Here is a 5,872-nt window from a genome sequence, read left to right on the forward strand (position 1 = left end):
CGCGGGGTGCCCGAGCTCAACCACCCGGACATTCCGCCCGCTCGCCAGCACCCAGCACCCAGCACCCAGCACCCAGCACCCACCACGCCAGCTCGCCACCTCGCCGCCTTGCACGAACGCCCACACTCGGGACCCGCGAACGCCAGCCCGCGTTGGGCCGCTGCTTCCCCGCCGTTCCCCTGCCGGTCACGCTGCCTCCCTAGCGTCCTGGCCATGAGCAACATGCGCGTCGTGGCGGTCGTCCCTGCGCGTGCCGGGTCGAAGGGCATCCCGGGCAAGAACCTGCGGTCGGTCGCCGGACGTTCCCTGGTCCGCCGCGCCGTCGAGTCCGGGCGAGCCGCACGCCTGGTCGACGGCGTCGTGGTGTCGACGGACGGCGACGCGATCGCGGACGAAGCCAGCGCTGCGGGCGCGCGGGTCGTCCGGCGTCCGGCCGACCTCGCGGGCGACGGAGCGAGCTCCGAGTCGGCGCTCCTGCACGTCCTCGACGCGCTGCAGACCGACGGGATCGAACCCGAGGTGCTCCTCTTCCTGCAGGCGACCTCCCCGTTCATCGACCCGAACGACCTCGACGACGCCGTCGCCCGCGTGCTCGGGGGTTCGGCGGACGCGGTGTTCGCGGCGGCACCGTCGCACGCGTTCCTCTGGCGCACGGACGAGGACGGCCACGCGGTGGCCGTGAACCACGACGCCTCGACCCGCCCTCGCCGTCAGGACCGCGACCCCGAGTACCGCGAGACCGGTGCCTTCTACGCGCTGCGCACGGACGGGTTCCGTCGGCATCGGCACCGGTTCTTCGGCCGCGTCGAGCTCTCGCCGGTCGACGCGCGCGGCGCGATCGACATCGACGACCCCGCGGACCTGACCCTCGCGGCAGCGCTCGCCCCGCAGCTCGACGCACGCGGCGACACCCAGCACGGCAACACCGAGCGCGGCGACACCCAGCGCGACGACACCCAGCGCGGCGACCCCCAGCACAGCGACACCTGGCGCGGCGACACCCGGCCCGACGCCACCCGGCCCGACGCCACCCAGCGCGGCGACCCCCGCCGCCAGCACGCACAACGACCGTCCGCACCGGCGCACGACCCCCAACGCTGGCCGCTGGCCACGACGAACGGAGCACCATGACCGTCACCATCGGCACGTCGACGATCGGCGCGGGACACCCCGCCTACCTGATCGGCGAGATCGGCCTGAACCACAACGGCGACGTCGACATCGCCAAGCAGCTCATCGACGTCGCGGCCGATGCCGGCCTGCAGGCGGTCAAGTTCCAGAAGCGCACGCCCGCGATCTCGACGCCCGAGCACATGAAGAACACGCCCCGCAGCACACCGTGGGGCGAGATGACGTACCTGGAGTACCGCTACCGCGTCGAGTTCGACCGCGAGCAGTACATCGAGATCGGCGACCACGCGACGCTGCGCGGCATGGACTGGTTCGCGTCGCCGTGGGACGAGCCGAGCGTCGACTTCCTCGAGTCCCTCAACGTCGTCGCGTACAAGATCGCTTCGGCGTCGGTGACCGACCTCGGACTGCTGGCCGCCGTCGCCGCCACCGGCAAGCCCGTCATCCTGTCGACGGGCATGTCGACGCTCGAGCAGATCGACCGCGCCGTCGCCGCCCTCGGCACCGAGCGGCTCGTCCTCATGCACGCCACCTCGACCTATCCGCTGCCCGCGCACGAGGCCAACCTGCGCATGATCGACACCCTCGCCCAGCGCTTCGCGGGCGTCCCCGTCGGGTACTCCGGTCACGAGCCCGGTCTGCAGATCTCCATCGCTGCGGTCGCGCTCGGCGCGACGGCCGTCGAGCGGCACATCACGCTCGACCGCACGATGTGGGGCTCCGACCACGCCGCGTCCCTCGAGCCCCACGGACTCGCCACGCTCGCCCGCGACGTCCGCATCATCGAGAGCGCGCTCGGCGACGGCGTCAAGCGGGTCATGCCCGGCGAGCTCGCTCCGCTCGCGAAGCTGCGCCGCATCGACGCGTGAGCGACACCCCGGCACCAGGTCCGGCCAGGAGGCTCGTGGTCGGCATCGTGGACACGGACTCCTTCGCGAAGTGGGGCGCCCATCTGCTGTCGGCGGCACCCGCCGCCTGGTCGCTCGAGCTCCTCGTGGTGGACACCCCGCGAACGGCGAGCACGGCCCAGCTGCGCGCGGCGTTCCGCGGGCTGGACGACCGACTCGCACCCCTGGCGTCCGCTCCCCCGGCGGCGCTGACCGTCGACACGATCGTCGAACGGCTGCGGCACGAACCCCCGGACGCCGTCCTCGTGTCGACGATCGGCCCGGTCGCGGAGCTCCTGATCGAGGAGGTCCACCGCCGTGTCGGCCCCCGCCCGGTCGTGCTGACCGGTCTGCCCGGCATCTCGTTCCCGGCGAAGTGGAAGGGCGTCTTCTCCCGCGCCCGCGCCGACCTGTTCGTGCTGCACAGCCACCGCGAGGTCCGTGCGTACGAGGAACTGGCGACCGAGAACGGCGTCGAACCGGCCTTCGCACTCGCGACGCTGCCGTTCGCCGCGCGGCCGACGCAGCCGACACCGCCGACAAGACCGACACGGCGGACACGGCCGACACCGCCGACACCGCCGACACCGGACGCTGCTCCGAGGCAGCGGGACTCGGTGGTGTTCGCCGCGCAGCCGAGCGTCCCCGAGTCCGAAGCCGATCGAGCGCGCGTGACCGGCTGGCTCGTCGACACCGCTCGTCGACACCCGTCCTGGCGGGTCGTGGTGAAGACCCGCGCCGTCGCCGGCGAGCAGCAGACGCACCGCGAGACCTTCCCCTACGCCGAGCTCGTCCCGACGGACGCGCCGCCGAACCTCGTCGTCGAGACCGGACCGATGGCGGACCACCTCGACCGGGCGGTCGCCCTCGTGACGATCAGCTCGACGGCGGTGCTCGAAGCCGCTGCCCGGGGCATCCCGGCCCTGACGCTGACGGACTTCGGGATCGCACGGCCGCTCATCAACGAGGTGTTCGTGGGCAGCGGGCTCGAGGGCGATGCCGTCGACCTGGTGGACGGCCGCTTCGGGCGGGTCCGTGCCGACTGGATGACGGACAACTACTTCCACCCGAGCGCCGACGACGACTGGGCCGACCGTGCCGAGGCGCTGATGGAGTCCCGCGACGCCGGCCTGCTGGTCGACCGTCCGAGTGTACGCCGCAGCCACGGAGGCGTCCTGCGGCGGGCCTGGGAGCGCAAGAACGCGCTGGGCGCTGCCGACCGGTCGGCCCTCGGGATCGTCGCGACGGTCATGGGCACCCCGGTCCGCACGGCGAAGCGCTTGCTCCGGCGCGTGCGGCGGGTACTCGCACCCCCGGTACCGACGGTGATCGGCGCACCCACGTCGCAGCGGACGGGTGGAGTGACGGACCGGGGCCAGCGCGCACGAACCGAGCCGGGCCTCCCGTCAGTCGATCGCGCGCGCGACGGCCAGCAGGAGCTGGTCGCGGGACGGGACGCCGGGTGAACGGAAGACCTCGGCCCCGTCCGACCGCCGCACGATGATCGTGGGGGTCGAGCGGATGCCGAGGTCCTCTGCGTCGTCGGGGTGTGCCGCCACGTCGCGCTCGGTCACGGCGAGCCCGGGGACCAGCCGTGCCGCGTCGGCGGCCACCCGGCGGGCGGCGGCGCACGGTGCGCAGAAGGCGGAGGTCCAGAGGTCGAGCTGCATGTGGTCGTGCAACGCGTGAGCGGGTGGGACTACTCCCGGTCGAACCCGCCGCTGCGGTCGCCGCGCTCCTGCAGGTCGTCGAGCGGGTCGGACTCGCTCGGGACGAAGGTGTAGTCGACCGAGGTCTGGTCGAGCACCTGGCGGGTGTGGGTCGCCTTGTAGGTGAAGGCCGTCTGCAGCCCCTCGACGTCCGCGAACACCGTCACCTCGTCCTCGACCGCGTCGCCGGTGGCAGTGCGGGTGTCCGTCTGGCCGTCGAACGGGCCCTCGTGGTAGATGGCGGTGTACTCGTCGCCCTCGTGGATGGTGATGTCGCTCATGCCGTCCTGTCTACCAGGGGCCCCTGTCTTGTCGTTTCCATAGCGGTGCTATATAGTTCAGCTATGGAATCAACGCGGCAACAGACCATCGAGACGCTCCTCGTCTCCGTGAACCGCCTGATCCGCACCGCCGTCCAGTCCACCGGGAACACCACGTCCCCGGCGGTCTGGCGCACGCTCGGCATCCTCGAGACCGACCAGCCCCTGCGGCTCGGCGAACTCGCCAGGGCCTCGCGCGTGTCACAACCCACCATGACCCGGCTCATCGGCGGCATGCTCGCCGACGGCCTGGTCGCACGGTCCGTCGACCCGGACGACTCCCGCGGTCAGCTCATCGAGATCACCCCGGCCGGAGCCGAGCACCTGACCATGTGGCGCGCGACCCTGACGCGCACCGTCGGGCCGCTGTTCGCCGATCTCGACGACGACCAGTGGGACGTCCTGCACGAAGCATCGGCCCTCATCGCATCGAGGACCAGAACGGAGATCACCGCGTGAACGCGCACGCGCCGGCGTCGTCCGGCAGCATCCTCAAGCAGTCCAAGGCGGTCTGGGCGATCGCCTTCGCCTGTGTCGTGGCCTTCATGGGCATCGGTCTCGTCGACCCGATCCTGCCGGCGATCGCGGCGTCGCTCAAGGCGACTCCGGCACAGACCGAGCTGCTCTTCACGAGCTACCTCGCCGTGACCGGTGTCGCGATGTTCTTCACGAGCTGGGTGTCGAGCCGCATCGGTGCCAAGCGCACGCTCATGATCGGCCTCGCGCTGATCGTGGTGTTCTCGGTGCTCGCCGCGGTGTCGAACGACGTGTGGACGATCATCGACTTCCGCGCCGGATGGGGTCTCGGCAACGCGCTCTTCATCTCGACCGCGCTCGCGACGATCGTCGGCGCGGCGTCGGGTGGCACGGCCTCCGCGATCATCCTGTACGAGGCCGCACTCGGTCTCGGCATCGCGATCGGCCCGCTGGTCGGCGGTCTGCTCGGGTCGGTCAGCTGGCGTGGCCCGTTCTTCGGCGTGACGACCCTGATGGCGATCGCGTTCATCGCCGTCGCGGTGATGCTCAAGTCCTCCGGGCTCGAGAAGCCCGTGCCGACCAAGCTCTCCGCGCCCTTCCGCGCGCTCGCCCACCCCGCCCTGGCAGCCCTCGCCGCGACGGCGCTGTTCTACAACATCGGCTTCTTCGTCCTGCTGGCGTACACGCCCTTCCCGCTCGGCTTCGGCGCACTCGGCATCGGGTTCACCTTCTTCGGCTGGGGCGTCGGCCTGGCGATCACCTCGGTGTGGGTCGCGCCGATGCTCACCGCGCGCATGCGTCGGACGACCGTGCTCCGGATCGCGCTGCCCCTGCTGGCGCTCGACCTGTTCGCCGCCGCCGTCGTGGTGCAGTCGCAGGTCGGGTTGATCATCTGCGTGGTCATCGGCGGCCTCGTGCTCGGTGTGCTGAACACCGTGCTCACCGAATGCGTCATGGAAGCCACCGACCTCCCCCGCTCCGTCGCCTCGAGCGCGTACTCGGCGGTGCGGTTCATCGGCGGTGCGATCGCCCCGCCCGTCGCCACGCTGCTCGCCGACGCCTACTCGCCCTCGGCGGCGTACGTCTTCGCCGGCGCGTCCGTCACTGTCGCGTTCGTGGTGACGCTCGTGACCGCGAAGGTGCTGCGCCGGGTGGACGACGGCGCGGAGTCCGAGCGCGTCGAGGCCCAGGCGATCGGCGCGGGCGAGATGGTCTGACGCGCGGCGGGCGGCGCGGGTGGTTGCGACTGCTCGGGCCGGCCGCCGGACTCGCGAGTGGGCGGAACCGCAGGGTCCGCAAACGGGACCACCCCGGCACTCCGCCCGCTCGCGTGACCAGGCGAGCGCAG

Annotated in this window: 7 protein-coding genes; 5 read left to right on the forward strand and 2 right to left on the reverse strand. The window is 71.9% G+C overall.

From position 1 onward, the window contains the following. The first annotated feature begins 213 nt into the window (after positions 1-213). Genes ASG04_RS07420 through ASG04_RS07430 form a run of 3 tightly spaced genes read left to right on the forward strand, consistent with a single transcriptional unit; the run spans position 214 to position 3,484 of the window. Positions 214-1,131: a cytidylyltransferase domain-containing protein gene (locus ASG04_RS07420; protein ID WP_056121997.1), complete on the forward strand. Its 918-nt coding sequence runs from the start codon at positions 214-216 to the stop codon at positions 1,129-1,131. Continuing rightward, positions 1,128-2,000 carry an N-acetylneuraminate synthase family protein gene (locus ASG04_RS07425; protein WP_056121999.1) on the forward strand — a complete coding sequence of 291 codons (873 nt, stop codon included), beginning with the start codon at positions 1,128-1,130 and terminating at the stop codon, positions 1,998-2,000. Before ASG04_RS07420 ends, ASG04_RS07425 begins: the two co-directional genes overlap by 4 nt. After that, a complete protein-coding gene (locus ASG04_RS07430; RefSeq protein WP_156463570.1) occupies positions 1,997-3,484 on the forward strand; it encodes a DUF6716 putative glycosyltransferase in 1,488 nt (495 codons plus the stop codon). Before ASG04_RS07425 ends, ASG04_RS07430 begins: the two co-directional genes overlap by 4 nt. On the opposite strand, the gene ASG04_RS07435 is transcribed toward ASG04_RS07430, so the two are convergent. Together ASG04_RS07435 and ASG04_RS07440 are read right to left on the reverse strand one after the other, a co-directional pair. Then, positions 3,425-3,688, reverse strand: coding sequence for a hypothetical protein (locus ASG04_RS07435; protein ID WP_056122004.1), 264 nt, complete (start codon positions 3,686-3,688; stop codon positions 3,425-3,427). The genes ASG04_RS07430 and ASG04_RS07435 overlap by 60 nt on opposite strands. A gap of 29 nt (positions 3,689-3,717) precedes the next feature. Continuing rightward, positions 3,718-4,008 carry a hypothetical protein gene (locus ASG04_RS07440; protein WP_056122007.1) on the reverse strand — a complete coding sequence of 97 codons (291 nt, stop codon included), beginning with the start codon at positions 4,006-4,008 and terminating at the stop codon, positions 3,718-3,720. 63 nt (positions 4,009-4,071) lie between these two features. Here ASG04_RS07440 and ASG04_RS07445 point away from each other — a divergent pair, with 63 nt between their 5' ends. Continuing rightward, positions 4,072-4,506, forward strand: a complete 435-nt coding sequence (locus tag ASG04_RS07445; protein WP_056122009.1) for a MarR family winged helix-turn-helix transcriptional regulator — start codon at positions 4,072-4,074, stop codon at positions 4,504-4,506. Beyond that, positions 4,503-5,741: an MFS transporter gene (locus ASG04_RS07450; protein WP_056122011.1), complete on the forward strand. Its 1,239-nt coding sequence runs from the start codon at positions 4,503-4,505 to the stop codon at positions 5,739-5,741. The genes ASG04_RS07445 and ASG04_RS07450 overlap by 4 nt, the downstream gene beginning before the upstream one ends. Positions 5,742-5,872: the final 131 nt, after the last annotated feature.

This window comes from Curtobacterium sp. Leaf183 (genome assembly GCF_001424385.1).
Classification (GTDB): Bacteria; Actinomycetota; Actinomycetes; order Actinomycetales; family Microbacteriaceae; genus Curtobacterium.